Annotated in this window: 22 protein-coding genes; 19 read left to right on the forward strand and 3 right to left on the reverse strand. The window is 48.5% G+C overall.

Features of this window, described 5'->3' with window-relative positions; translation table 11 throughout:
* Genes BMW45_RS12960 through BMW45_RS12980 form a run of 5 tightly spaced genes read left to right on the forward strand, consistent with a single transcriptional unit; the run spans nt 1 to nt 6,631 of the window.
* Entirely contained in the window at nt 1-1,359 is a 1,359-nt protein-coding gene (locus BMW45_RS12960; protein ID WP_092244224.1) for an aldehyde dehydrogenase family protein, read from the forward strand.
* A gap of 11 nt (nt 1,360-1,370) precedes the next feature.
* A complete protein-coding gene (locus BMW45_RS12965) occupies nt 1,371-2,486 on the forward strand; it encodes a 4-hydroxybutyrate dehydrogenase (protein WP_092244227.1) in 1,116 nt (371 codons plus the stop codon).
* Nucleotides 2,487-2,513: 27 nt separating this feature from the next.
* Nucleotides 2,514-3,962 (forward strand): 4-hydroxyphenylacetate 3-hydroxylase family protein, encoded by a 1,449-nt coding sequence (locus BMW45_RS12970; RefSeq protein WP_092244230.1) that lies wholly within the window; start codon nt 2,514-2,516, stop codon nt 3,960-3,962.
* A 40-nt stretch (nt 3,963-4,002) separates the two neighbouring features.
* Entirely contained in the window at nt 4,003-5,319 is a 1,317-nt protein-coding gene (locus BMW45_RS12975) for an acetyl-CoA hydrolase/transferase family protein (RefSeq protein WP_092244233.1), read from the forward strand.
* A 4-nt stretch (nt 5,320-5,323) separates the two neighbouring features.
* On the forward strand, nt 5,324-6,631 hold the full coding sequence (locus BMW45_RS12980; protein WP_092244236.1) for an acetyl-CoA hydrolase/transferase family protein: 1,308 nt from the start codon (nt 5,324-5,326) through the stop codon (nt 6,629-6,631).
* Nucleotides 6,632-6,751: 120 nt separating this feature from the next.
* Here the strand turns inward: BMW45_RS12980 and BMW45_RS12985 are convergent, their stop codons facing one another.
* Nucleotides 6,752-7,039 carry a NifU family protein gene (locus BMW45_RS12985; RefSeq protein WP_025234505.1) on the reverse strand — a complete coding sequence of 96 codons (288 nt, stop codon included), beginning with the start codon at nt 7,037-7,039 and terminating at the stop codon, nt 6,752-6,754.
* 121 nt (nt 7,040-7,160) lie between these two features.
* On the opposite strand from BMW45_RS12985, the gene BMW45_RS12990 reads away from it, so the two are divergent.
* The 5 genes from BMW45_RS12990 to BMW45_RS13010 all read left to right on the forward strand — a co-directional run bounded on the left by BMW45_RS12990 (nt 7,161) and on the right by BMW45_RS13010 (nt 11,995).
* The gene (locus BMW45_RS12990) at nt 7,161-8,063 is read left to right on the forward strand and encodes a LysR family transcriptional regulator (protein WP_092244239.1); all 903 of its coding nucleotides are present in this window, start codon (nt 7,161-7,163) and stop codon (nt 8,061-8,063) included.
* Nucleotides 8,064-8,105: 42 nt separating this feature from the next.
* The gene (locus BMW45_RS12995; RefSeq protein ID WP_092244242.1) at nt 8,106-9,257 is read left to right on the forward strand and encodes an acyl-CoA dehydrogenase; all 1,152 of its coding nucleotides are present in this window, start codon (nt 8,106-8,108) and stop codon (nt 9,255-9,257) included.
* A gap of 12 nt (nt 9,258-9,269) precedes the next feature.
* A complete protein-coding gene (locus BMW45_RS13000) occupies nt 9,270-10,052 on the forward strand; it encodes an electron transfer flavoprotein subunit beta/FixA family protein (RefSeq protein ID WP_092244245.1) in 783 nt (260 codons plus the stop codon).
* Nucleotides 10,053-10,076: 24 nt separating this feature from the next.
* The gene (locus tag BMW45_RS13005) at nt 10,077-11,120 is read left to right on the forward strand and encodes an electron transfer flavoprotein subunit alpha/FixB family protein (RefSeq protein WP_092244248.1); all 1,044 of its coding nucleotides are present in this window, start codon (nt 10,077-10,079) and stop codon (nt 11,118-11,120) included.
* Nucleotides 11,121-11,302: 182 nt separating this feature from the next.
* A complete protein-coding gene (locus tag BMW45_RS13010) occupies nt 11,303-11,995 on the forward strand; it encodes a response regulator (protein WP_025234500.1) in 693 nt (230 codons plus the stop codon).
* An 82-nt stretch (nt 11,996-12,077) separates the two neighbouring features.
* Here the strand turns inward: BMW45_RS13010 and BMW45_RS13015 are convergent, their stop codons facing one another.
* Nucleotides 12,078-12,788: an MIP/aquaporin family protein gene (locus BMW45_RS13015; RefSeq protein WP_054790381.1), complete on the reverse strand. Its 711-nt coding sequence runs from the start codon at nt 12,786-12,788 to the stop codon at nt 12,078-12,080.
* A gap of 32 nt (nt 12,789-12,820) precedes the next feature.
* Nucleotides 12,821-14,317 (reverse strand): glycerol kinase GlpK, encoded by a 1,497-nt coding sequence (gene glpK, locus BMW45_RS13020; protein ID WP_025234498.1) that lies wholly within the window; start codon nt 14,315-14,317, stop codon nt 12,821-12,823.
* A 211-nt stretch (nt 14,318-14,528) separates the two neighbouring features.
* On the opposite strand from glpK, the gene BMW45_RS13025 reads away from it, so the two are divergent.
* Genes BMW45_RS13025 through BMW45_RS13065 form a run of 9 tightly spaced genes read left to right on the forward strand, consistent with a single transcriptional unit; the run spans nt 14,529 to nt 23,182 of the window.
* Nucleotides 14,529-15,329: a CoB--CoM heterodisulfide reductase iron-sulfur subunit B family protein gene (locus BMW45_RS13025; RefSeq protein WP_092244251.1), complete on the forward strand. Its 801-nt coding sequence runs from the start codon at nt 14,529-14,531 to the stop codon at nt 15,327-15,329.
* Complete coding sequence (locus BMW45_RS13030; protein WP_025234496.1) at nt 15,326-15,697, forward strand: 4Fe-4S dicluster domain-containing protein; 372 nt, start codon at nt 15,326-15,328, stop codon at nt 15,695-15,697. The genes BMW45_RS13025 and BMW45_RS13030 overlap by 4 nt, the downstream gene beginning before the upstream one ends.
* A gap of 22 nt (nt 15,698-15,719) precedes the next feature.
* Complete coding sequence (locus BMW45_RS13035; RefSeq protein ID WP_092244254.1) at nt 15,720-17,708, forward strand: CoB--CoM heterodisulfide reductase iron-sulfur subunit A family protein; 1,989 nt, start codon at nt 15,720-15,722, stop codon at nt 17,706-17,708.
* Complete coding sequence (locus BMW45_RS13040; protein ID WP_025234494.1) at nt 17,699-18,148, forward strand: hydrogenase iron-sulfur subunit; 450 nt, start codon at nt 17,699-17,701, stop codon at nt 18,146-18,148. The genes BMW45_RS13035 and BMW45_RS13040 overlap by 10 nt, the downstream gene beginning before the upstream one ends.
* Nucleotides 18,136-19,011, forward strand: coding sequence for a 4Fe-4S dicluster domain-containing protein (locus BMW45_RS13045; RefSeq protein WP_092244257.1), 876 nt, complete (start codon nt 18,136-18,138; stop codon nt 19,009-19,011). The genes BMW45_RS13040 and BMW45_RS13045 overlap by 13 nt, the downstream gene beginning before the upstream one ends.
* Complete coding sequence (locus tag BMW45_RS13050) at nt 19,011-20,057, forward strand: 4Fe-4S dicluster domain-containing protein (protein WP_092244260.1); 1,047 nt, start codon at nt 19,011-19,013, stop codon at nt 20,055-20,057. Before BMW45_RS13045 ends, BMW45_RS13050 begins: the two co-directional genes overlap by 1 nt.
* Complete coding sequence (locus tag BMW45_RS13055; RefSeq protein WP_092244263.1) at nt 20,050-20,883, forward strand: FAD/NAD(P)-binding protein; 834 nt, start codon at nt 20,050-20,052, stop codon at nt 20,881-20,883. Before BMW45_RS13050 ends, BMW45_RS13055 begins: the two co-directional genes overlap by 8 nt.
* 11 nt (nt 20,884-20,894) lie before the next feature.
* Nucleotides 20,895-21,569 (forward strand): 4Fe-4S dicluster domain-containing protein, encoded by a 675-nt coding sequence (locus tag BMW45_RS13060; protein ID WP_092244266.1) that lies wholly within the window; start codon nt 20,895-20,897, stop codon nt 21,567-21,569.
* An 11-nt stretch (nt 21,570-21,580) separates the two neighbouring features.
* A complete protein-coding gene (locus tag BMW45_RS13065; protein WP_092244269.1) occupies nt 21,581-23,182 on the forward strand; it encodes an FAD-dependent oxidoreductase in 1,602 nt (533 codons plus the stop codon).
* Nucleotides 23,183-23,205 lie beyond the last annotated feature (23 nt).

The raw sequence follows: 23,205 nt of genomic DNA on the forward strand, positions 1-23,205 counted from the left end.
ATGGGTTCTTATGTTCATACATTGGTGGAGCGGTCCAGAAAAGCGCAGGAGATACTGGCCACCTATGACCAGGCTAAAACAGATGAGATTGTAAAGATGTTCGCAAAGGTGGTTTTCGACCATGCAGAGCCACTGGCAAAGCTGGCTGTGGAGGAAAGCCGCATGGGAGTTTATGAAGACAAGATTTTGAAAAACAAAGGGAAGTCCAGAATTATCTGGAATGCGATGAAAGGCAGGAAATCGGTTGGGATCATCGGAAGGGATGAGGAGGCAGGAATTATTGAGATGGCAAAGCCGATGGGCATCATTGCAGCAGCAACTCCCTGTACAAATCCTGTGGTTACACCCATGTGCAATGCCATGTTCGCCATCAAATGTCAAAATACCATTATCATCGCTCCTCACCCCAGAGGCAGGAAATGCGCGGCTGCAGTAGCAGATCTGTATTATAAGGAATTAGACAGGATGGGAGTGCCAAGGGATATCTTTCTTGTTATGGAGGAACCCAGTGTTGAACTGACCACAGAACTTATGGCTGCCTGTGACGCAGTGATTGCAACCGGCGGTATGGCAATGGTGAAGTCCGCATATTCCAGCGGAAAGCCCAGCTATGGCGTTGGCCCTGGCAATGTGCAGGGATTGATTGACGAAGGAATCAATTACAAAGAGGCGGCAGGCCGTATGATTGCCAGCCGTATCTTTGACAATGGCATCATCTGTTCCGGTACCCAGAGCATTATCGCCCCGGAGAAGGATTATGAAAAGATCATGAAGGAATTCGAGGATCAGGGGGCATATGTGATCGACGATCCAAACGTGACTACTAAGCTGGCGGAAGTGGTGTTCCCGGGTGGAACCATCAGTAAGCATGTAGTGGGCCAGTCCGTGCAGGCCATAGCAGGGATGGCAGGGATTTCTATTCCTGAGGACAGGAAGGTAATTGTTGTCAAACCGGAAACATATGGAGCGGGGATTGTGTGGAGCAAGGAGAAAATGTGCCCCGTAATGGCTGCTTACAGCTACAAAACCTGGGAGGAAGCCGTTGAGATTGCTTACCAAAACCTGTTGGTGGAAGGGGAAGGCCATTCTGCAGATATTCAGTCGGACAATCGAGGTCACATCGAATATGCAGGGGTAAAGCTTCCAGTAAGCCGGGTAATGGTCAACCAGACCAGTTCCAGCATGGCAGGCGGAGCATTTGCTAATTCGTTAAATCCCACCACGACTCTGGGCTGCGGAAGCTGGGGCAATAACGCCATCAGCGAAAACCTGTTTTTTACCCATCTGATGAATAAGAGCAGGATCGTTCTGGTTAAGAAGAACTGGAAGCAGCCGTCGGATGAAGAGATCTTTTCATAGGGAGAGCAGTCATGACAGAATTAATATTAAAAACACAAATCTCTTACTACGATACCTGCGCCGAATTTGCAAAGGAATTTAAACTCGGAAGAGGCGATCTGGTATTGACCAATGAATACATATATAATCCATGTTTTGGAAACCTGGGGCTGGAAGTGCAGACGATTTTCCAGGAAGAATACGGCGGAGGAGAACCTACAGACGTTATGGTAGACCAGATCCTTGAGGCAGCGGAGAGAAGGGAGTGCCAAAGGATTATTGCCATAGGAGGCGGTACGGTGATCGATATAGCCAAAGTGCTGGCTGTCTCGTCAGGAGATTCCTTAGATTCTCTGTACGAGGATCCGGCTTCTGCGAAAAAAAGAAGGAAGCTGGTGATTCTTCCGACTACCTGCGGAACGGGCAGCGAGGTGACCAATATTTCCATTATCAACAGGACCAGGCTGGGAACGAAAATGGGCCTTGTATCACCCGCTATGTATGCGGATGATGCGGTACTGGTCCCGGAGCTTTTACACGGACTTCCCTTTGGCGTATTTGCAGCCAGTTCCATTGATGCCCTGGTTCACGCCGTGGAATCCAGTTTATCTCCTAAGGCCACGCCTTATTCAAAGCTGTTCGGATACAAAGCCATTGAAATGATCATTAAGGGGTATCAGAAAATAGCGGCTGACGGAAGAGAAGCGTTAAAACCTCTGATGAAAGATTTCCTGATCGCCAGTAATTATGCGGGAATTGCTTTTGGGACTGCCGGATGTGCGGCGGTTCATGCCACAAGCTATCCTCTGGGAGGGAGTTATCATGTGGCTCATGGGGAAAGCAATTATGCCATGTTTACCGGAGTGCTGAAAAACTATATGGAAATACGCAGGGACGGAGAAATCGCAGTCTTAAACCAGTGCATTTCCGGACTTTTGGGTTGCGGGGAGGAAGAGGTCTATGAAAAGCTTGACGAACTGCTGGGAACGGTCCTTCCTAAGAAAACCCTGCATGAATACGGAGTAAAGCCGGAGGAACTTCCGGTGTTTGCAAAGAGCGTTATGGAGCGCCAGGGGAGGCTTATGGCCAACAATTTTGTACCTCTGGACGAAGCGCGGGTTTTAAAAATTTATAGGGAACTATATTAATTTCGGATCTTAAAGGAGGAAAAAGCAATGGCATTGATGACAGGGGAAGAATATGTGGAAAGCATGCGCAAAATGAAACTGAATGTTTATATGTTCGGGGAGAAAATTGACAATGTGGTTGACAACCCGGTTTTGCGTCCATCCCTTAATTCGGTAAAAGCGACCTATGATCTGGCTCAGATGCCGGAATATGTGGATCTGATGACAGTGACCTTGGAGGATGGCCGGAAGATCAACCGTTTTGCCAACATACACAGGAATACAGATGATTTAATAAAAAAAGTAAAGATGCAGAGGCTCTGCGGCCAGAAGACAGCATCCTGTTTTCAGCGGTGTGTGGGAATGGACGCATTTAATGCAGTATGGTCCACCACCTATGAGATTGATAAGAAGTATTCCACCCAATACCATGAAAATTTCAAAAGTTACCTCCGCATGGTCCAGGACCGCGACTTTACGGTGGATGGTGCAATGACCGACCCAAAGGGTGACAGAAGTCTGGCTCCTCACGCCCAGCCGGATTTAGATTTGTATCTTCGGGTGGTGGAGCAGCGTGAGGATGGGATTGTAGTCAGAGGGGCAAAGGCCCATCAGACGGGTATCATCAATTCCCAGGAGGTAATTGTCATGCCTACCGTAGCCATGGGGCCGGAAGATAAGGATTTTGCCGTATCATTTGCTGTGCCCACGGACGCAGAAGGAATTACCATGATAATCGGCAGGCAGTCCTGCGATACCAGAAAGCTGGAAGGTTCTTCCATGGATGTGGGAAACAGTGAATTCGGAGGCGTGGAAGCCCTGGTTGTATTTGACGATGTGTTTGTACCCAATGACAGGATCTTCTTAAATGGGGAACATGAGTTTGCAGGCATGCTGGTGGAACGCTTTGCAGGCTACCACAGGCAGTCCTATGGCGGCTGCAAGGTGGGAGTGGGAGATGTTTTAATCGGTGCCGCCGCACTGGCTGCAGATTATAACGGAGTGCCGAAAGCTTCTCATATTAAGGATAAACTCATCGAAATGGTTCATTTAAATGAGACCCTCTATTGCTGCGGAATTGCCTGTTCCGCGGAAGGCACACCTACAGAATCCGGAAATTATCTGATCGATCTTTTACTTGCCAATGTCTGTAAGCAGAATGTTACCAGGTACCCCTATGAGATTGCACGGCTGGCGGAAGATATTGCTGGGGGCTTTATGGTGACAGCACCTTCTGAAAAGGATTTAAGAAGCCCGGTCGTCGGCCCCATGGTGGAGAAATACTTAAAGGGAACGGCTGGAGTTTCTACGGAAAACCGCCTTAAGATTCTGCGCCTGATCGAGAATCTGACCCTTGGAACCGCAGCAGTGGGTTACCGGACAGAATCCATGCATGGAGCCGGTTCTCCCCAGGCCCAGAGGATCATGATATCCCGTCAGGGCAACATTGGAAAGAAGAAAGAGCTTGCAAAAGAAATTGCAAAGATCCGGGATTAAGGCGGGGCCTAAATAGATTTCAACAGGGAGGTTTGGGAGTGTGAACTGGAAAGAACTATATGCGTCAAAGCTTAAAACGATGGAAGAGGCAGTAAAAATCATTAAGTCCGGCGACCGGGTGGTCATCAGCCATGCGGTGGGAGAGCCAGTGAAACTGGTGGATGCCATGGTGGACTATGTTGTAAAAATGGATTTGAGAGACATTGAGATCAATCAGCAGATCGATATGGGGCACTCTCTTTATGCCAGGCCGGGAATGGAAAAACATTTCAGGCAGAACAGCTTTTTTCTGGGGGCCAATACCAGAGACTGTGTCAACAGCGGCCGGGGAGATTTTACACCCTGTTTCTTTTACCAGATACCGGATTTGTTCCGTTCTTTCTTAAAGCCGGATGTGCTTTTAGCAACCTTCTCCCTGCCGGATGAGCACGGCTACTGCAGCTTTGGTGTGGCCTGTGATTATACCAAGCCGGCTGCGGAGATCGAGGGAGTAAAGGTGATCGGGGTACTAAATCCCACCATGCCAAGGACACACGGAGACTGCTTTATCCATATCAGGGACATTGACGTTATCGTGGAAGACGATACGCCGGTGACGGAGCTGTTAATCCCCGAGAGCGGTGACGTGGAGTTGGCCATTGGAGAGCATATTGCTTCTTTAATAAAGGATGGGGACTGTTTACAGCTTGGAATTGGGGGGATTCCTGATGCTGTTTTAAAATTCCTGGGAGGCAAGAAAAATCTGGGGATCCATTCGGAAATGCTTTCTGACGGCATTGTGGATTTATATGAGAAAGGCGTTGTTAATTGCAGTGCCAAGAATTTTAATCCGGATAAGATGGTGGTGTCCTTCCTTATGGGAACCAGGCGGTTGTATGATTTTGCAGATAACAATCCCTGCATTTACATGGCTCCGGTGGATTATGTCAATAACCCCGGGATCATTGGACGCAATGATAACATGGTATCCATCAATTCATCCCTGCAAGTGAATCTAATGGGAGAGGCCTGTTCGGAGGCTATGGGCCTAAAGCAGTTTTCCGGTATTGGCGGGCAGGTGGACTTTATCCGTGGAGCCGCGTTCTCAAAAGGCGGGTGTTCCATCCTTGCATTTTCATCCACTGCCAAAAAGGGTACCATTTCCAGGATTGTCCCCTATTTGACTTATGGGGCGACTGTAACCACGTGCAGAAATGACGTGGACTATGTTGTGACGGAATATGGGATTGCCAGAATGAAAGGGCATACCCTAAGAGACAGGGCCCGTCAATTGATCCGGATCGCTGCTCCTCAGTTCAGGGAGGAGCTTTCGAGGGAATTTGAAAAACGTTTTGCTGAAAAATACCTGGAGGTGTAGGAATATGGACTGGAGAGAAATATATGCCTCAAAGTTAAGAACGCCGGAAGAGGCTGTGAAGGAGATCCATTCCGGTGATACGGTTCTGATCGCTCATGCGGCTTCAGAGCCAGGGATTCTTGTAAATGCCATGGTGGATTATGCGGTTGAGCAGGATTTGAGGAACATACGCATTGTCCAGCAGCACGATCTTGGGCCCTGTAAGTATTTAGGAGCTGGAATGGAGCGGCATTTCAGCTTTAACAACTTATTTGTAGGCCCTGCCAGCAGAAACCACATCGCGGCGGGAAAAGGGGATTATACGCCCTGCTTCTTTTATCAGATTCCGGATTATGTGGTAAATGTAGAGCCTGCGGATGTATTTTTAGTCACCTTATCTCCGCCGGATGAGCATGGTTTTTGCAGCTACGGCATTTCCTGTGACTTTGCTAAGGAAGCGGGACAAAACCCAAAGACCAGGGTGATCGGGTCTGTGAATCCCAATATGCCAAGGGTCATGGGGGACAATTTTATCCATGTCAGCAGACTGGCGGCCATTGTGGAAAGTAACGAGCCGGTTCTTGAACATGGAAATTCCATGATAGGCGAAACAGAGGCTTCCATTGGAAGGCACATTGCTTCCCTTGTACGGGATGGAGACTGCCTCCAGCTTGGAATCGGCGCCATACCGGATGCGGTTTTAAGGTGTCTGGACGATAAAAAGGATTTGGGAATCCATTCCGAAATGGTATCTGACGGAGTGGTGGATTTGTATGAAAAAGGAGTCATTACAGGAAAAAAGAAGAACATTGACAAAGGGAAAATGGTCGTTACCTTTATGCTTGGAACAAGAAGGCTGTATGACTTTGTAAATGACAATCCGGCCGTGTCCTTAATGCCTGTGAGCTATGTAAATGATCCCTTTGTCATAAGCCAAAATGATAACGTGGTATCCATCAATTCTGCGCTGCAGATCGACTTGATGGGGCAGGTATGTGCAGAGGCCATTGGATTAAAGCAATATTCCGCAGTGGGAGGACAGGTGGATTTTGTGAGAGGTGCAGCTGCGTCTAAGGGCGGGCGCTCCATTATTGCATTCCCTTCTGTCACAAAAGGGGGAAGCGTATCGAAAATCGTTCCTTTCCTTTCGGAAGGAGCAGCCGTGACGACCAGCAGAAATGATGTGGATTATATTGTGACGGAACAAGGAATCGCACGTATGAAGGGAAAGACGTTAAGGGAACGGGCCAGAGCGCTGGTTAAGATTTCCCATCCGGATTTTAAAGAAGGACTTAAAGAAGAATTTGAAAGGCGTTTTTCGGAGCCGTATTAATGGGGAAAAGCCTTGTATTATCACGGGATATATGGTATGTAAGAAATACCGGGTCCTGCAGAGATGCCCGGTTCCAGGTCCGGATAGATATCATCCGGACCTGGAAGGTATCACTAGTCTTTAAGAAGAGAGCCCCAGCAGTCTCCTTGCCGCATCCAGTAATTCCTGGCTGGTTTCCTCTACCAGAACTACATCTGTGACAGAGGGAAAAGCGGCTTTGATTTCAGCCGCAATCAGTTCTTCGCTGGTGCGGCCGGCTGCGGGACATCCGGAACATTTGCCGGTTAACCGGACTTTTAAAATGTTGTTTTCCAGGCTCAGTACCGTGACGTTGCCTTCGTGTTTGGCCAAAGCCGGGCGCACCTTCTTATTGAGAATCATTTCAATCTGCTCTCTTGTTCCTATCATGGCAAACCCTCCTTTTGAAACAGTGTAACAGCAGGAAGGAGCCTTTGTCAATCCGGATACTGATACGAATATCTGATGAATACAGATAGGAAAAAACAATAAAAGAAAAGAGGGAATCGGTATGTCGGCCAATTTTGAACATTACAAAGTTTTTTATTATGTGGCTAAGTATAAGAACTTCACAAGAGCTGCCAATGCTCTTTTAACCAGTCAGCCTTCTGTGACCTGCTATATACAGAACCTTGAAAACGTGCTGGGCTGCAAGCTGTTTATACGGTCGAAAAAAGGCGTTGTTTTGACCAGTGAAGGGGAACTGCTTTACAGCTATGTGGCACCTGCCTGTATGCAGTTTATGCAGGGCGAGGAAGCCTTAAAGGAGAGACTGGGCAAACAGATTGAACAGATCAACGTGGGAGCCACACAGATGGCTATGCATTCCTATCTGCTGACTGGGCTTCATCAGTTTAAAGAACAATTTCCCCAGGTCAGGTTAAACATCTTCACCTATAACACGCCCCAGACGTTAAGCGAACTGAAGGCAGGGAAAATAGATTTAGGAATTATTACAACGCCGTTTTACTGTGATGAGAACATAAAGGCAGTCAAGGTAAAGACCTTCCGCAGCCTGCTGGCGGGAGGAAAGAAGTATGAGGAATACGGCGGAAAAACCAGCTACCTTTCGGAACTTTCGACCCTTCCCCTGATAACCATGTCAAACGTCACAACTACTTTTGCCTTTTTTCAGGAATTTTACCATTCCTGCGGCCTGGTCATGCAGCCGGCCATTGAAGTGGCAGGAATTGACTTAATTCTTCCGGTAATTGTGCAGAACTTAGGCATTGGATTTGTTCCCGAAGAGCTGGCCCGGCCGGCCCTTGAAAAGGGAGAGATCGTAGAAATAAAGCTGCATGAACAAATACCGGAACGAAGTATCTGCATTGTCAGCGACAGCCGCCGGCCCTTAAGCTCGGCTGCAAAGCAGCTTCAGCAGATGTTAGAAGGCCAATGTCCACAAAAGCAATGAGCAGTGCGGACTTATGGTATAAAAAAATGGAGGAGCACCAGCATGGATTTTAATTTATCGAAAAAACACCTTCTCGCAAGAAGCCTGTTCCGGCAGTTTGCCGAAAATGAAGCAAAGCCCCTGGCGCAGGAGACCGACGAGACGGAAAAATTTCCAAAATCAACCGTTGAACAAATGGCAAAATGCGGATTCCTTGGTATTCCGGTACCAAAGGAATACGGCGGCCAGGGCTGTGATCCTCTTACATACGTTATGTGCGTGGAGGAACTTGCCAAGGTATGTGCGGCAACTGCCGTCATTGTATCCGCTCACACATCTCTTTGTATTGATCCCATACTTAACTATGGGAGCGAAGCCCAGAAGCAAAAGTACATCCCTGACCTGGCTTCAGGTAAGAAGCTTGGCGCCTTTGGACTGACGGAGGCCGGGGCAGGAACCGATGCCCAGGGACAGCAGACAAAGGCAGTACCGGATGGAGACCACTGGGTAATAAATGGCTCCAAATGCTTTATCACCAATGGAAAAGAAGCCGATGTTTATGTGATCATCGCTGTGACCGGTACGGTGGAAAAGCGTGGGAAAAAGATTAAGGAAATCTCCGCCTTTCTGGTGGAAAAGGGGACTCCGGGCTTTTCTTTCGGGACAAAGGAAAAGAAAATGGGGATCAGAGGTTCTTCTACCTATGAATTGATTTTCACGGATTGCCGCATCCCTAAGGAAAACATACTTGGAAGTAGGGGAAAGGGATTTCAGATCGCCATGCATACCTTGGACGGCGGAAGGATCGGTATTGCTGCCCAGGCCCTGGGCATTGCAGAAGGAGCATTTGATTCCACGGTGAAATATGTTAAGGAAAGAAAACAGTTTGGCCGCAGCATTGGTCAGTTCCAGAATACCCAGTTTCAGTTAGCAGATATGGCAGCCAGGATCGAAGCAGCCAGGCTTCTGGTATATAAGGCTGCTATGGCAAAAGCCACGCAAAAGTCCTACAGCGTGGAAGCAGCCATGGCAAAGCTGTATGCAGCAGAGGCTGCCATGGATGTGACCACAAAGGCGGTACAGCTCCATGGCGGTTACGGATATATCAGGGAATACGAGGTGGAACGCATGATGCGGGATGCCAAAATCACGGAGATTTACGAGGGAACCTCGGAGGTGCAGCGCATGGTCATATCCGGGAACATTTTAAAATAAGGAGGACTTGTTGTGAAAATAGTAGTCTGTATCAAACAGGTACCTGATACAAAAAATGGGGTGAAATTCAAGCCGGACGGCACTCTGGACCGGGGAGCCATGGCAAGTGTCATGAACCCGGACGACAAAGCCGGACTGGAAGCAGCCCTTCGCCTAAAGGACCGGCATGGCGGGGAAGTGACCGCTGTCACCATGGGACTTCCAAAAGCAGAAGAGGTATTGCGGGAGGCTCTGGCCATGGGGGCGGATAAGGGAATCTTAATAACGGACCGGGTGCTGGGAGGAGCCGATACCTGGGCTACTTCCTCCACATTGGCCGGAGCAGTCAGAAACTTAGAATACGACCTGATTATAACAGGACGTCAGGCCATTGACGGGGATACCGCCCAGGTTGGGCCCCAGCTTTCCGAACATTTAGGCATTCCGGTGATTTCCTATGCCCAGAAGATCCGGGTAGAGGGAGACAATGTGATTGTGGAGCGTCAGTTTGAGGACCGGTATCACGTTTTAAAGGCAAAGCTTCCCTGCCTGATCACGGCGCTTTCAGAGCTTAACGAGCCCCGTTACATGACACCGGGAGGTATCTTTGATGCGTATGATGCGGATATTACGGTATGGGGAAGAGGGGATTTAAAAGACGTAGCGGATACGGACATTGGTTTAAAAGGCTCTCCCACCCAGATCGCAAAGGCTTCCGACAAGGTGAAAAAAGGGACGGGAGAGATGATAAACGGAACCCCTGGGGAATCTGCAGCATTTATCGTAGAAAAGTTAAAGGAAAGACATGTTATTTAGCGGAAGAGAGGGGAGGCAGGCAATATGAATTTGGAAGAATACAAAGGGATCTGCGTTTTTGCACAGCAGACAGATAACCGGTTAAACAGCATTGCATTTGAATTGCTTGGAAAAGGTAAGGAACTTGCGAAGGATTTAAATACAGATGTGACCGCAGTGCTTATTGGTTATGGAATTATGGGGCTGGCGGATGAACTTGCCGCATATGGTGCCGACAGGGTGATCGTCGTGGACGGACCGGAGTTTAAGGAGTACCGTGCAGAGCCATATACCCATGCACTTGCTTCTGCAATCAGGGAATACAAGCCGGAAATCGTTCTCATAGGCGCAACTGCTGTAGGAAGAGAGTTAGGGCCCAAAGTGTCGGCCAGAATTGCAACAGGGCTTACTGCGGATTGCACAAAGCTGGAAATCGGAGATTTTCCGTTACATCCAGTTTCGGGTAAGGAGCAGAAGCATGATCAGCTTCTGATGACGCGCCCCGCTTTCGGCGGCAATACCATAGCGACCATCGCCTGCCCCAATCATCGGCCTCAGATGGCTACGGTCCGTCCGGGAGTGATGCGTACCGCCGGGAAGATTCAGGGTAGAAAGGCTGTGATCGAGGAATTAAATCCTGGCTTTCATCATAGCATGTACGATACAGAGATTCTGGAGATTGTGAAAGCCGTAAATGAAACAGCTGACATTATGGACGCTAAAATACTGGTGTCAGGGGGGCGCGGCATAGGCTGTCCGGAAAACTTCCGCCTGCTGGAAGAGCTTGCAAGTGCACTGGGCGGAGAGGTAAGCTGCTCAAGGGCCGTTGTGGACGCGGGCTGGAAGCCCAAGGATTTACAGGTGGGGCAGACCGGAAAGACCGTTCGTCCCAATGTGTATTTTGCCGTAGGAATTTCCGGGGCAATCCAGCATGTGGCAGGTATGGAAGAGTCTGATTTGATCATTGCAATCAATAAGGATGAAAGCGCCCCCATTTTTGAGGTCGCAGATTACGGGATTACCGGTGACTGGAAGAAAATTGTTCCGGAACTGACCAGGCAGCTTCAGGCAGTCAGGGCCGGAATATAAGGATTTCAACCGGATTCGTTATTGAAATAGAGATTATGGTATGTTATAATAGTTTATATCGGTCCAGAGAGAAAGAGAGCGCAGCAGGACAACTGAAAGGTTGTCTTTTGTGTGCGCTTTTTTTGTTGGATGAAAAAAGGTATCTTATTTGAAGCCATTATTTGCAGGAGGGGTTGAAAAATATGTATCAGACAATCATCATTGAAGATGACCCTATCGTTGCTTCTATTAATCGTCATTTTGTAGAATTAAATAAAGATATGGAAGTATGCGGTTGTTTTAGCAATGGACAGGATGCTCTAAACTACTTAGAGGAGCATTCCGTAGATTTGGCCATCACGGAACTGTATATGCCGAAAATGGATGGAATGGAGCTTCTGCGGGAGATCCGGAGACAGGAGAAGGATCTGGATGTCATAGTAGTAAGTTCCGCCAATGATGTAAAGCATGTTAAGAAGTTTCTTTCGCTTGGAATTATCGACTATCTGATAAAACCATTTGAATATACCAGGTTTAACCATGCTTTGGAGAAGTTTACGAAAAGTCAGGAACTGCTGAAACCTCGTAATTTCTCCCAGTCCCAATTAGATAAGCTTTTTTACATTTCTTCTCTGCCCCAGGCAGAAGAAAACAGTAAGGGAATCCAAGAAGCTACCTTAAGCAGTATATTGGATTATATGAAAGTGCACCAGCTGGATCCAATGACAAGCGATATGATAGCCAAAGAGGTACGGTTGTCCAGTGTGACGGTCAGAAGGTACATGAACTATCTGTTGGAAAAGCAGAGGGTTATCAGTGACATTGATTATAACACCGGAGGAAGGCCCAGTGTTGTTTACCGTTACATAATCGAAGAGGAGTGCCTGGCAGAGTGAGAAAAGTGCCGGAAACACTGGGCAGGTGTTCCGGCCTTTTTCTTTTCTTATTGGTCACATTAGCAGGATAGTAAAGGTATATTTATGCCCAGGGGATCGCGCTGTAAAGAAGTACTGCAGCTAAGGCACCGATCAGGGGCCCGAATAACACGACGGGAGCATATTTCCAGTTGGAGCTGCCTTTATCCTTGATAGGAAGAACGGCGTGAGCGAGCCGGGGGCCTAAATCCCTGGCAGGATTGATGGCGTATCCGGTTAAACCTCCAAGGGACATACCGATGGAAACGATGATTCCAAACACAAAGAAGTTACCTAGTCCAGGAACCGCTCCTGTCTGTCCGATGCCTTTAATGGCAAATACAAGAACGAATGTTCCGATAATTTCACTTAACAGATTGCGGCCGGTGTTGGGAATCGCAGGTGAAGTACAGAAAACACCTCGTTTCGTGGCCTGGCTCTCCGTTGCGTCAAGCTGATCCTTAAACAATAAGTAAACCAGGATTGCACCGGTAAATGCTCCTGCAAATTGTGCGATCACATATCCCGGAACAAGGTCCCATGGAAGGCTTCCGTCTGCCGCCAGGGCAATGGTAAGAGCCGGATTAAAATGGGCTCCGGAAGCTGCGCCGAAGATGAAAGCAGGTATCATAACCGCTAACCCCCAAGCAAAGGAGACCTGGACGGAACCTCCACCCTTCATACCGGACTTATCCAGGTTAACATTGGCAACCACGCCATCTCCAAGCAAAATCAAAATCATAGTTCCTAAAAATTCTGCTATATACATTAACATACGTTTCCTCCCTGAAACTTTTATTTAGTTTTCTAATCTTCTTTTGCCCAATCAAAGGAATATTTCACAGCTCTGTTCCATCCATTGATCCTCTTGGTTCTTTCTTCCCCGCAGATAACAGGTTCAAAGGTCCTGTCAATGGCCCAGTTCTTTATAACATCTTCCTTGTTTTCCCAATATCCCACTGCCAGGCCTGCCAGATAAGCGGCGCCCATTGCAGTAGTTTCCACACATTGAGGGCGGTTTACAGGTGCATTTATGATATCTGCCTGTGTCTGCATGAGGTAATTGTTGGCACTGGCACCTCCGTCAACCTTTAAGGAGGCCAGCTCGATTCCAGAATCCGATCTCATTGCCTGCAGCACGTCATTGACCTGATAGGCCAGGGAATCCAGGGTGGCGCGGATAATGTGGCACTTGTTCACGCCCCGTGTAATTCCTACCACAGTGCCTCTGGCATACTGATCCCAGTGGGGAGCCCCCAGTCCTGTAAATGCAGGAACGACGTAACAGCCGTTGGTATCTTTTACCTTGCGTGCCATATATTCGGAATCCTGAGCGGAATCAATGAATTTCAGTTCGTCCCGAAGCCACTGGACGGCGGCTCCTGCTACGAAGATGGAGCCCTCCAGGGCATAATTCACTTTTCCATCCAGTCCCCAGGCAATGGTAGTTACCAGGCCGTTGCTGGAGAATACAGGCTTTTCTCCGGTGTTCATCAGTAAGAAGCACCCGGTTCCATATGTATTTTTAGCCTCTCCTGCGGTAAAGCAGGTCTGCCCGAAAAGTGCTGCCTGCTGATCCCCTGCCGCACCGCTGACCGGAATAGGACCACCAAAGAACTGAGAGTCGGATTCTCCGTATATGCAGCTTGAGGGTTTTGCCTGGGGCAGCAGGGACTTTGGAATGTTAAGTTCTGTAAGAATGTCATCGTCCCATTCTAAGGTATTGATATTAAACATCATGGTCCGGGAAGCGTTGGAGTAATCGGTTACGTGAACCCGTCCCTTCGTCAGTTTCCAAATCAGCCATGTTTCTACGGTTCCGAATAAGAGTTCTCCTCTTTCGGCCCTTTCTCTTGCGCCTTCTACGTTATCCAGAATCCATTTTAATTTAGTTCCGGAAAAATAAGCGTCAATGACCAGTCCGGTTTTGGAGCGGAAGGTGTCTACCAATCCTTTTGCCTTTAAGGAATCGCAATATTCAGAAGTTCTGCGGCATTGCCATACGATTGCGTGATAAACGGGATCGCCGGTTGCCTTATCCCATACGATAGTAGTTTCTCTCTGGTTGGTGATTCCGATTGCAGAAATGTCTTCTGCTGAAGCACCTATTTTGGACATAGCCTCCACTGCAACCCCCAATTGCGTGGACCAAATCTCATTTGCATCGTGCTCTACCCAGCCGGGTTTTGGAAAATACTGAGTAAATTCCTTTTGAGCAACGCTGCATATTTCCCCTTTTTCATTGAACAGAATACACCGATTACTTGTTGTGCCCGCATCCAATGCCATTACATACTTTGCCATAAAAAATCTCCTTTTCCTTTAATTTTTAATCATTATAGGAGAACCCTGGCGAAAAAAGAAGAATAAGAAAGTAAAGAATGAATTACGTAAGTAAGAAACGCAAGTCCATTTATTTTACTTACATAATGTATTCAATACTTTCCAATGATTCCGCTCACTTCTGATATATGATAAATTATTATCAATGTAAGAGGTTGGGAGGTTTTATACAATGGTTTACAGCTATTATCCGGGCTGCACATTGAAGGCAAAGGCGAAGAAGCTGGACCGCTATGCCAGGGATTGTGCCCAAATATTTGAGATTGAGCTGGAAGAGATAGAAGACTGGCAATGCTGCGGAGGCGTCTACCCTGGGATGGCAGACGAACTGGCTACACGCCTTTCTCCTGTGCGCGCATTAAGAGAGGCCGGGGATAAAAAGCAGGATCTGGTGACTGTATGCTCTGCATGTCACCACGTGATAAAAAGAGTGAATGAGGATGTAAAGACCTCCGGAGAAATAAGGAGGAAGATCAACGCTTATCTGGAACCTGAGAATGGTTATGAAGGTGAGACAAAGGTGATCCACTACTTAGAACTGCTTCGCGACCGGATAGGCTTTGACCGGATCAGGGAAAAAGTAAAACAACCTCTTAATGGAAAGAAGATAGCTCCCTATTATGGCTGCCTGCTTTTAAGGCCTTTTGAAGTAATGAATTTTGACGATCCGGAAAATCCTTCGGTTATGGAAGAGTTTCTCCTTGCAATCGGTGCAAAACCGGTTCACTACGCTTTAAAAAACGAGTGCTGCGGCGGATATGTGACCATGGAAGATGAGGAATTTGCTTCTAAAAAAAGTTCCTCTATTATGGAAGCTGCTATGGACCAGGGAGCGGAAGGCATGATTACGGCATGTCCCCTATGTAAATACAATCTGGAAAACGGCGGTATGAAGGATGGCATTCCGGTCTACTATTTTACAGAACTTTTTGCTGAAGCTTTGGGAGTGAAAGAACAGGAGGAAGAAACGTGAGGGAAGAAATTTTAAGGATCAGCGGTGTGAACCCCTTAAAATGCATGAAATGCGGAAAATGTACAGCTTCCTGCCCTGCATTTGAAAAGATGGAATATCACCCTCATCAATTTGTAGAAATGGTTCAAAACAATCATATCACCCCTCTTTTGGAATCGGAATCCCAGTATTACTGTATGTCCTGTCTGGTCTGTGAGGAGCGGTGCCCCAGAGGGGTAAAGCCTCAGAAACTCATAGAAGCCGTCCAGGTTTTAAAGTTAAGGGCGTCGGAGGGGAACCGGCTGAAACCCCAGGATATAGCGGAGCGGCTGGATCCTTCGCTTCCCCAGCAGGCCCTAATGGCAGCATTCAGAAAGTACAGCAGGTGACAAAAGAAAGGAGGGGAAGAATTTGCAGAAAATAGGAGTTTTTGTCTGTTGGTGCGGAAGCAACATAGCGGCTACTGTGGATGTAAGTGAGGTCGTAGGAGCTGTGAAGAAAGAACCGGGAGTTGTTTTTGCATCTGATTATTCCTACATGTGTTCGGAAGCCGGCCAGCTTATGATCCAAAATGCCATAAAGGAAAAGGGGCTGACCGGAATCGTGGTATGCTCCTGCTCCCCGCGCATGCATGAAGCTACGTTCCGCAAAGCTGCACAGACTGCGGGACTGAATCCTTATATGGTAGAAATCGCCAATATCAGGGAGCAATGCTCCTGGATCCATAAAGATAAAGAAGAAGGAACGAAAAAAGCGATTCTATTGGCAAAGGCGGCAATTGCCAAGGTCCGTTTCAACGAACCATTGACAGCGGGAGAAACCCCGGTGACAAAACGGGCTCTGGTGATCGGGGGAGGAATTGCGGGAATCCAGACGGCCCTTGATATTGCGGATGCAGGATTTGAAGTTGACATTGTAGAGAAATCACCTACCATAGGCGGAAAAATGGCTCAGCTTGATAAGACGTTTCCCACTTTGGACTGTGCGGCCTGTATCCTCACTCCTAAGATGGTGGACGCAGCAGCCCACGAGAAGATCCGTTTGTTTACCTATAGTGAAGTGGAGAAGGTAAAAGGATTTGTGGGGAATTTCACCGTTGATATCCGGAAAAAAGCCAGAAGCATACTGGAAGAGAAGTGTACGGGCTGCGGAGCGTGTACGAAAGAATGCCCTTCTAAGAAAACGGGAAACGAATTTAATGAAAGGCTGGATAACCGGCCGGCCATTTATATCCCCTTTGCCCAGGCAATCCCCAACATACCGTCCATTGACAGGGAAGCCTGCATTCATTTTAAGACCGGTAAATGCGGCTTATGCCAAAAGGCCTGCGGCGTGGGAGCCATTGACTTTGACCAGCAGGATGAGATGATCACCAGGAAATACGGAGCCATTGTGGCTGCCACAGGGTTTCAGCCCATATCCGTGGAACGGTTTGACGAATTCCAGTATTCCAAAAGTCCCGACGTCATCACTTCCTTAGAACTGGAACGGCTGATGAACGCCGCCGGCCCCACAAAGGGAGAACTGGTAAAGCCTTCAAGCCGCAAGCACCCAAACGATATGGTATTTGTCCAGTGCGTCGGCTCCCGGGGGGAATCCTGCAGGGAAAAGAGCTACTGTTCCAAGATTTGCTGCATGTACACGGCCAAACACGCCATGATGATCCGTGACAAATATCCGGACATCAATGTTCATGTATTTTACATTGATGTTCGCACACCGGGAAAGAATTTCGACGAATTTTACCGAAGGGCAGTGGAAGATTACGGCGTTGATTACCGGAAGGGAATGGTGGGAAAGGTCATGGAGCAAAAGGACGGTAAGCTGTTAGTACAGGCATCCGACTTGCTGACTGGAGAACAGCTTCTATTACATACGGATATGGTGGTATTGGCAACGGCCATAGAGCCGGACAAATCAGCCAGGGCTCTGGCTACGATGCTCACGGCCAGTATGGACACCAATGACTTTTTTACGGAGGCCCATCCCAAACTGAGGCCCGTGGAAAGTCCCACTGCCGGAGTATTTTTATCAGGAACCTGCCAGGGTCCCAAGGACATTCCGGAGACAGTGGCCCAGGCAGGAGCAGCCGCAGCCAAGGTCATCGGTCTTTTAAGCAGAAAGAAGCTTCTTAATAACCCTCAAGTGGCAATGGCAGAGGAACGTTTGTGCAGCGGGTGTTCGGGCTGTTCCAAAGTCTGTCCTTACGGAGCGATTGACTACGAAGTGAGAGAGATCTGGGATCATGGGGTCAGGCAAACGCGGAGGATAGCTATGGTAAACGAAGCGGTGTGCCAGGGCTGCGGAGCCTGTACGGTGACCTGCCCATCCGGAGCCATGGACTTAAAGGGATTTACTGCAAAACAGATTATGGCGGAGGTAGATGCGATATGCAGATAGAAGATAACAGCAACAAGGAGTTCCGGCCTCTCATCCTGGCATTTTGCTGCAACTGGTGCAGCTATGCAGGGGCCGATCTGGCGGGTTCCAGCCGCTCTTCCTATCCGGCAGAAGTAAAGATTATCCGGGTCCCCTGTTCCTGCAGGGTGAATCCCTTATTCTTGTTAAGGGCCTTTGAAAAGGGGGCAGATGGTGTGATCTTAGCCGGCTGCCATCCGGGTGACTGCCATTATTCCACAGGCAATTACTATACCAGAAGAAGGATGGCCCTTTTGTTTGACATGTTGGACTACCTGGGAATCGAAAGGGAAAGAACCAGGGTGGAATGGATTTCCGCAGCAGAGGGTGCCAAGTTCTCTGCGACCATGAATGCCTTCACCCAGACGATAAAAGAACTGGGTCCAAACAGAAAGCTGAGGGATTTACGATGCATGCCATAGAAAAGACCATAAAAGAAACGTGTAAAAAGCTCTGGGATAATGGAGAGGTAAACCGGATTCTGGCATGGGAAAAAGGACTCTTTGACTATGACGCGGCTCCCGCCCTGTTCCGGAGCCGGGAACGTATTTCCCGTCTTGTTTACAATGAGCACTGCGGTGTAAATTTAAGCAAATTCCTGATAAAAGAAATGGAAAAAGAAGGAAAGGTACTGGTCCTTTTAAAGCCCTGCGATACATATGGATTTAACCAGCTTTTATCGGAGAATCGGGTAAATAAGGAAAAGGTTTACATTCTGGGCGTTCCCTGCGGTGGAATGAGGGATGAAAAGGGTCTTCTCTTTAAATGCCTCTCCTGTAAGGGCAATGATTTCAAAGCCTTCGACCAGATCATAGAATCGGATCTGACCGTTCCGGCTCCGGTTCCCTCCAGTGAAGAAGAGAAATTAAACCAGATGACTGCAGAAGAACGTTTTGCATTTTGGCGTGGACAGCTTTCCAAATGCATCCGCTGCAATGCCTGCCGCAACGTATGTCCTGCCTGCAGCTGCATCAAATGCGTGTTTGACAACCGGGATTCCGGAATAGAGGCAAAGGCAAATTCCGATGCTTTTGAAGAAAATCTGTTTCATATCATAAGAGCCTTTCACGTGGCGGGAAGGTGCACGGACTGCGGGGAATGCAGCCGGGTCTGTCCCCAGAACATTCCTCTCCATCTGCTTAACCGGAAAATGATCCAGGAAATTAATGAACGGTACGGAACCTATCAGGCAGGAGAAAATCCTGAAGCTAAGTCTCCGTTAACGGAGTTTAAGGAGTCTGATCCGGAAATTTCGGCCGTATACGGGAAAGGCGGTGTGTCTTAATGTTAAAAATGCCATTGAAACATCTTGACGAGCTTTTACTGGAACTTTCAAAGGAGCACCAGGTATTTGCTCCCATGGAAAAGGCGGGAAGTGTCTCGTTCTTTCCATGGAATGAGGGAGATACCGTATGTCTTGATACTCTTTTGACAGATCATGCACCCAAGTCCTTTTTCTTTCCCCAGTCAGAAACTTTATACCGCTCCCGGAGAGAAGAGGGTAGTCTTTCCATCGTTCCCGAAGAGGCGGAGGAAATAAGCTCTGTTTATTTTGGTGTAAGAGCCTGCGACCGGAGAAGCTTTGAGATCCTGGACCGGGTATTCCTAAGCTCGCCCTGCGATTCCTGCTATGAGTCCAAAAGAAGGAATGGATATGTGGTGGCTCTGGCCTGTGAGAATCCGGAAGACACCTGCTTTTGCCAAACCTTTGGCATCGATCCTGCCTGGCCGGGAGGGGATGTGTCCGTCTGGATCGCAGACGGAGAAATTTACTGGAAAAGCCTGACCGAAAAGGGAGAAGCATTAACGGAATTAGTCGAAGGTTTGTTTGAGGAGGGGGACCGTAAAAAAGCAGAAGAGCAGAAAGCAAAGATCCGGAAAAAGCTAGAAGCTCTGCCCCTTAAGAATTTGAGTCTGGGACGGTTTGAACATCCGGATTCCTCTATGGATTTGTTTGAGTCGGAACAATGGGAAACCTTATCCGACACCTGCCTAGGCTGCGGGATCTGCACGTTTGTATGCCCTACCTGCCAGTGCTATGATATATGCGACTACGACGCAGGCCATGAAATCAGGAAGTTCCGCTGCTGGGATTCCTGCATGTATCCGGGTTTTACGGAGATGTCCCATGGGAATAACAGAAACAGCCAAATGCAGCGGTTCCGTCAGAGATTCATGCATAAGCTGGTATATTTTCCGGAAAACAACGGCGGAGTATATTCCTGTGTGGGCTGTGGAAGGTGTCTGCGCAAATGCCCGTCTTCCTTAAATATTGTCAGAGTGATAAAAGCTCTTGGAGAGACAGACGCCGAAGGAGGAAACGATGAGTAACAGAACCAATGTATTGATCCCGGGAATCGGCGTGATTACAGATGTAAGAAGAGATACACCGGATGTGAAAACCTTCCGCGTAAATGGGTCAGAGGGCAGAAAACCCTTTGAACATATGCCGGGACAATGTGCCATGCTTTCTATTCCGGGAGTTGGGGAAGCCATGTTTTCCATCACTTCCTCACCAACCAACCGGGATTACATGGAGTTTTCCATTAAAAAGTGCGGCTGCCTCACCGACTGGCTCCACCAGATGGAAGAGGGGCAGGAGATTGCCCTGCGTGGTCCATATGGCAATTACTTTCCCGTTGATACGGATTTAAAAGGAAAGAACCTGCTCTTTATCGCCGGAGGGATCGGAATCGCACCCTTGCGGTCTGTGATTCATTACGTCATTGATAACCGGGCGGATTACGGCTTGGTGGACATTGTTTACGGAGCCCGTTCGGCAGAGGATCTGGTGGATTTAGAAGAAATGAGGAAAGACTGGTCAAACGTGGAGGGCTTCCGTGTGCATCTGACCATTGACCGGGAGGAAGAAGGCTGGGAAGGAAACGTGGCCTTTGTGCCTGATTATGTCAGGGAACTGAAGTTTTCAAACGACAGAATCGCTTTGGTCTGCGGCCCGCCTGTTATGATAAAATTTGTGCTTCAGGCACTGGAAGAAATGGGATTTGCCAGTACTGAAATCTATACGACCATGGAACTTAAGATGAAATGCGGAGTGGGAAAATGCGGACGCTGCAACATAGGCTCTAAGTATGTCTGTAAGGATGGACCGGTGTTCCGTTATGATGAATTGGGCGTCCTGCCCTCTGAATATTAGGAGGTTGACCAATGAATGATATGATTACTGTTTATCTGTTCGGTAAAAAATATACGGTTCCGTCCAATTTAACCATAATGGGAGCAATGGAATACGCAGGATACCAGCTTGTGCGGGGCTGCGGCTGCAGGTGTGGTTTCTGCGGAGCCTGTGCAACGATTTACCGTATCAAGGGAGACAGGGAATTAAAGACCTGCCTGGCCTGCCAGACCCAGGTCCGGGAAAATATGTATGTAGCAACCCTTCCCTTTTTTCCTCTGGTAAAAGAGGTTTATGACATAAGCAAGGTTTCAGTCAACGAACAGGTCATGATGGAGCTGTATCCGGAAATCTACAAGTGCATCGGGTGTGCAGCCTGTACCAAGAGCTGTCCCCAGGGTCTTGACACCATGCAGTACATCGCATATGCCCAGAGAGGGGAATTGGAAAAGTGTGCCGAAGAGTCCTTTGACTGTGTGATGTGTGGGATCTGTTCTTCCAGGTGCCCGGCTGGGATTTCCCATCCCCAGGTGGGACTTTTAGCCAGACGGATCACTGGAAAATATCTGGCTCCGGAGTCAAGGCACTTAACCAACCGGGTAAGAGAGGTAGAGGCTGGTGATTTTACGGAGCTGATCGAAGCGATCATGGCAAAACCCCTGGAAGAACTGAAAAACCTTTATAATACCAGGGAAATCGAAAAGTAGGAGGAATAGACATGTTTACAGCCAAGATGATGGATTCCGTAAAAAAGGTCGAGGCCACCAGAAAAGAGCGGATGGAGACTGAGCCCAGGAGAATGACGGCCGAGGAAAAGGAAAAGCTGCTGAAAGCCTATCACCCGGATTATAAAGAGGAAGAGTTTGTCACACTGAAGGCAGGCCCCAATAAGGGAGAAAAAGTGCCCAGGGAACTGGGAGTCCTTTTGCAGGCCAGGAGCCGGATCAAAGACACTGACGTGGATTTATCATCTCCGGATTACGATACGGATGTTCTGATCATCGGAGGAGGGGGAGCAGGCTGTGCAGCTGCCATTGAGGCTTCCAAGGCAGGGGCAGAGGTATTGATCGTCACGAAGCTCCGCCTGGGGGATGCCAACACCATGATGGCGGAAGGCGGGATCCAGGCTGCGGACAAAGAGAACGATTCCCCCCAGATCCACTACTTAGACGCCTTGGGAGGGGGACATTTCGCCAACCGGCCACAGCTTTTGAAAAAGCTGGTCATGGAAGCTCCGGGAGCCCTTAAATGGTTAAATGAGCTTGGAGTGATGTTTGACAAGGATAAAGACGGAAACATGATCACCACACACGGCGGCGGTACCTCCAGAAAGCGAATGCACGCTGCGGCTGACTACACGGGTGCGGAAATCATGAGAGTGCTCCGGGATGAAGTATTAAACCTCCCGATTTCCTTAGCTGATTATACCTCTGCCATTGAACTCATTTTAGATGAGGAGGGAAGAGCGGCGGGAGCAGTTCTTATGAATATGGAAACAGGAGAGCTTCTGACAGCCAGGGCAAAAACCGTTATCCTGGCCACAGGGGGAGCCGGACGGCTCCACTATCAGGGATTTCCCACCTCCAACCACTACGGGGCCACGGCCGACGGCCTGGTTTTAGCTTACCGGGCAGGGGCAAAGCTTCTCTATCAGGACACCCTTCAGTACCATCCCACGGGTGTTGCTTTTCCGGAGCAGATTTATGGGGCTTTGGTCACGGAAAAGGTCCGTTCCTTAGGCGCCATGTTAGTCAATGCCGGGGGTGAGGCTTTCATGCACCCATTAGAGACCAGGGATGTGTCCGCCGCCTCCATTATCAGAGAGTGCGCAAACGGGAAAGGAGTTGTCACTCCTCTTGGGAAGGGGATCTGGCTGGATACTCCCATGATTGATTTGATTCATGGGAAAGGAACTCTGGAAAAGCGTCTTCCCGGAATGCTGCGAATGTATTTAAAATATGAAATCGATATGAGAAAAACCCCTATATTGATCTATCCTACCCTCCACTATCAAAACGGCGGAATCGAGATCGGAGCGGATTGCCAGAGCACCATAGAGAACTTATATGTGGCAGGAGAAGCGGTGGGAGGGATTCACGGCAGGAACCGGCTGATGGGGAATTCTCTTCTGGATATTATTGTTTTTGGCCGCAATGCCGGAATATGTGCGGCCAGACGCGTGAAAGACATACATACAGGGAAGCTGACTTTGTCACATATAAGAGAGATGGAAGAGGAGCGTCAAAGGGCCGGTATTGTTACGGATAATATTTCCCCGCTGCTGTTGCCAAAGTATGCCAGAACAGCGGGGCAGCTATAAGGAGGAGGAAGTCCCCTGCGGGG

This window comes from Lacrimispora sphenoides (assembly GCF_900105215.1).
Classification (GTDB): domain Bacteria; phylum Bacillota; class Clostridia; order Lachnospirales; family Lachnospiraceae; genus Lacrimispora; species Lacrimispora sphenoides_A.